The sequence below is a fragment of the Mesorhizobium sp. Arg314 genome, assembly GCF_053714275.1.
Genome location: NZ_JBSKBP010000120.1, coordinates 1 through 3829, shown reverse-complemented (window position 1 = coordinate 3829; position 3829 = coordinate 1). Strand labels below are relative to the sequence as shown.

Sequence of the window (3829 nt, the reverse complement as noted above, 5' to 3'; positions counted from 1 at the left end):
AGCGGGCAAAAATATTCCCGACACACTGCTGAAGCACATCTCGCCGCTCAGTTGGGAACACATCAACCTTACAGGCAACTATACCTGGGATACCGAGCATCAAATGCCCGAAGGCTTCCGGTTGCTCAGACTGCCCGCGCGCCGACTTCGCGCAGCTTGATGTTCATGCTTCGTTCGGTCTTAGCGTGCCTGGGAAAGCAGATCTTGTTCCGACCCCCGGCATCGCCCTGAAAGCGCTCGACGATCTCGTCCGCGCCGAGCCGTCTTGGGCTGGCTGCTGGCGCCAGCGGTTGGCGCTGCGATGCGCGCTGGCCGCCGTGCAACTGATCGGCCGCAACGAGAGCGAAGCGGGCTTGCGTGACTCGGTGGCTCTGACCGCGCCCGGCGACAATCCCGGCCCGGCCGGGACGATGGTTTTGGCCTTCCACAAGCTGGCGGCGAAAACGCGACCGATCGGCAGCAAGGTTTTGCAGGACCTGGCCGCACTGATCGGCTTGCGCAGCGACGGTCTGGACGAGATTGCCGATCTGTTCGACGCCGCGCTGCAATCCGGCCGCTCAGCGCCCTTTGCCGTCGCTGACCTGGTAGCAAAAATCTGCGCCGCCCGGCCCGACGCCGAAATTCTGGCCTGGTGGCTGGCCGATCGGCTGCTGGCGGAAATACTCGGCTGGGCGTGTGGCATGCCGCTGTTGATGGGTGAACGCTACAGCGCGGCGTTCAAGACGATCGGCGGCCGCGGACGGGTGCGACCGGGCGAGCCCGGCTTTGCCCGGGCCGTGTGCCTGGCGCTGGTCGCGGCCACGGTCGAGGCTCTGCGGCAGGCCAATGACATCGGCCGGCAGGCCGAGAAACTGCTGGCGGCGGCGCCAAAAGTGCGGACCAAGGGCGCCGGCGTCGTCATTGAAAAGCTGCTCGACGAGGATGCCGTGCCGGCCGCAGCGCCGGGCAGCAATCTCTCCCGCTGGGCCGCCACCCGGCTGTTTGAACGGCTGGAAAGTTTTGGCGCGGTGCGTGAACTCTCCGGCCGGACCTCGTTCCGGATTTTTGGATTGTGAGGTGGCCGGTATGAGCGCGACGACGCAGCCACACCGCAACGCCAAAAAGATTCCCCAGGACGATGTCCTGTTTGACCGGGAACTCGAGGATCTGCCGCCGGAGCTGCGCTGGCGCGAATGGATGCTGAGGGTGGAGGCCGTGATTTTTGCCGCCGCGGAACCGGTCAGCCGCGAGACGCTGGCGCGGGTGGTCGGCAAGGGCTGCAGCATCGATCTCGTCATCGACGATCTACGCGAGGAGTTGCGCGACAGGCCTTACGATATCGTCGCGGTCGCCGGCGGCTGGCAGCATCGAACGCGTTCGCGTCACGCCGCGGCGGTCTGCGCCTCGCAAGCGCCGACGCGGTCGTCCTCGGTGTCGCTGTCGGAGCATGAGGCCGCGCTGCTGGCGGCGATCGCCTATCTGCAGCCGGTGACGCGCGGCGAACTGTCGAACATGTTCGGCAAGGAGGCGAGCCGCGACACGATCGCCAGCCTGCGCGACGCCGGCTTCCTCGGCTCCGGCCCGCGCAGCCCGACACCTGGCGCGCCCTACACCTATGTGACCACGAAGCATTTCCTGTCGGCGTTCGGTCTCGAGACGCTGCGCGAGCTGCCCGATCTCGAGCGGCTCGAGGACGCCGGTCTGCTCAGCCGACAAGCGCTCGAGGAGGATGCACTTGAGGTGCAGGAGAGCGAAGCGTCTGAGGGCGACTGAGAGCACGATTTATCGAATAGCTCAGGTTTCGGCCTGTCTCATGCGTTCGATCGACGACGTCGACCACGCTCCATAACACACGCATAGCTCCGAGCAGGGCTGCCACTTCCACGGGCTTTGGCTGGACGATCGGCTGAAGCGGGTGGCTGCGCGCCTTCCAGAATTCCATGTGGAGCAAGACTGTTTGCATGGGAAGGCGACGACTTCTCCCGCCTTTTCATATTCGGCGTAGCAGTAGTGGGCAGCTGCTACGCGCCGAACGACGGATCGGCGATCAATCAGCTGCGGTGTTCTTGCGGGTCCGCTTCGCAGGCTCTGGCTTTTCTGCTTCCTTGGGTTTGCGGCCGAGACCCATGGTCTTGGCCAATGCCGAACGTGCGGCTGCATAGTTTGGCGCGACCATCGGATAGTCCGCCGGCAGCCCCCTTTTCGCGCGGTATTCGTCCGGCGTCAGGCCATAGTCGGTAGACAGATGGCGCTTCAGAGATTTGAACTTCTTGCCGTCTTCCAGGCAGATGATGAAGTCCGGCGTGACCGATTTCTTGATCGGCACGGCAGGATTGAGGGCCTCCGGCTTTGCAGACGCGACGCCACCGGCCGCGCTCCTCAGGGTTTTGTTGCAACGGCTGAATAGAGGCACAGAAGGCCCTGATGCGACGTCAATCAGGCGGCGAGGATTTCGAACTGCTCGGCCAGGGACGGATTAGGATTGAAGGCGTACCTCGCCTGACGCTTGCGCATCATGTGAATCATTTCGATGCCGGAAAGGACGGTGGAGGCGGCGGCCGTCGATTTGAAGCCGAGCATCGGCCGGACTCGGCGCTTGATGCGCCGATGGTCCTGTTCGATCCGATTGTTCAAATACTGGCTCCGGCGGATGCTGATCGGCTTCAGCCGGCGCTGGGCGCGATCCTGCACGCGATTTGTGGTGTCGCAGGAAAGGATCGCCTCGTGATTTGTCTGGCTACCGTCGATGACGAGGCGATCCGGTCACCAGACGCTCCAGCGCCTTTCTGAAGAAGCGCTTGGCCGCCGGCAGGTCGCGCTGCTCGCTGAACCAAAACTCGACTGTGTCGCCGACACTGTCGATGGCGCGATCGAGGTACATCCACTGGCCACGCACCTTGATGTAGGTCTCGTCGACATGCCATTTGCCGGTCATGCTACGCTTGCGCCGGTTGAAGCGCTCGAGCAACAAGGGCGAAAAAAGAACAGTCCAGCGGGGATGGTGGTGTGAGCGACCGTAATGCCGCGCTCGGCCATCATCTCCTCAAGATCACGCAGGCTCAGATTGTAGGCAAGGTACCAGCGCACGCAAAGCAGGATCACAGATTGGTCGAACTGAAGGCCTTTGAACATCGCACCCTCGGAAATGATCGAAGGCTCCGTGCCACAGCGCAGGTAATCAAAAGGTTGCAACAGATCCCGAGGACCAACACGCCCGGCAGATGGTCAAAACTGCGGCTTGATCCTGTCCGGTCCCAGCGGCGCACTCCAGCTTTTGGTAGGATTTTTGTCCAATAGGCCGGCTGTCTTTATCTGTCATACCTAACGGCGTGAAATCTCTCCTCCAGACAATTTGCCGTCCGACCCAGACGTCAAGACACAAATAATGTTGCGGGTCGGATCCAGGCATTCGTCCGGTGTCCGTCACATAAAGTCGGATCTCATCGGGGCTAAAGAGGTTCCTTTCGAATTCTGGGTTTGCAGCAGCGGACGGCTCATATCGGGCCCCAGTTGCCTCATGATGATGATCGGTATTGATCCAGATCGAGATGAAGGATCCTGCATTCATAGAAAGCTGAACGATTCGCGGGGCGACGATGCCCGGGCATCAGCACCTCTGTCGTCAAAAGAGCTGTTCTGCTTGACCCCAGCCATAGCACTCAACGTCTCGCGGAGCGCTCTCTGCTTCTGAAGGAAGCGATTGGGTCCGCTCGGGCTTGATCGGAGGCTTGGCTGATGGACGTTGTGGTTGCTTCGCTCAGCTGCCGCCCCACGGCGAGGCTTTGCGGATTATCAGTCCTCTGCCTCTTCGCCGGCATCAGCAGCGCTGTGTAATGTTCGTTGTTGATGA

The 3829-nt window shown here is 61.9% G+C and carries 4 protein-coding genes and 1 pseudogene; 3 read left to right on the top strand and 2 right to left on the bottom strand.

Annotated elements, in window-relative coordinates; all coding sequences use genetic code 11:
* From ACWGS9_RS34170 to scpB, 3 genes are all read left to right on the top strand, one after another.
* Positions 1-160: Tn3 family transposase (locus tag ACWGS9_RS34170; protein ID WP_454509342.1), on the top strand; the 160-nt coding region annotated here is incomplete at its 5' end.
* Positions 161-185: 25 nt separating this feature from the next.
* A complete protein-coding gene (locus ACWGS9_RS34165) occupies positions 186-1055 on the top strand; it encodes a DUF1403 family protein (RefSeq protein ID WP_454509341.1) in 870 nt (289 codons plus the stop codon).
* A gap of 10 nt (positions 1056-1065) precedes the next feature.
* Positions 1066-1752 carry an SMC-Scp complex subunit ScpB gene (scpB, locus tag ACWGS9_RS34160; protein ID WP_454509340.1) on the top strand — a complete coding sequence of 229 codons (687 nt, stop codon included), beginning with the start codon at positions 1066-1068 and terminating at the stop codon, positions 1750-1752.
* Between the two features lie 274 nt (positions 1753-2026).
* On the opposite strand, the gene ACWGS9_RS34155 is transcribed toward scpB, so the two are convergent.
* Together ACWGS9_RS34155 and ACWGS9_RS34150 are read right to left on the bottom strand one after the other, a co-directional pair.
* A complete protein-coding gene (locus tag ACWGS9_RS34155; RefSeq protein ID WP_454509339.1) occupies positions 2027-2392 on the bottom strand; it encodes a Ros/MucR family transcriptional regulator in 366 nt (121 codons plus the stop codon).
* Positions 2393-2415: 23 nt separating this feature from the next.
* Positions 2416-3111 (bottom strand): annotated as a pseudogene (locus ACWGS9_RS34150) (IS6 family transposase).
* Positions 3112-3829 lie beyond the last annotated feature (718 nt).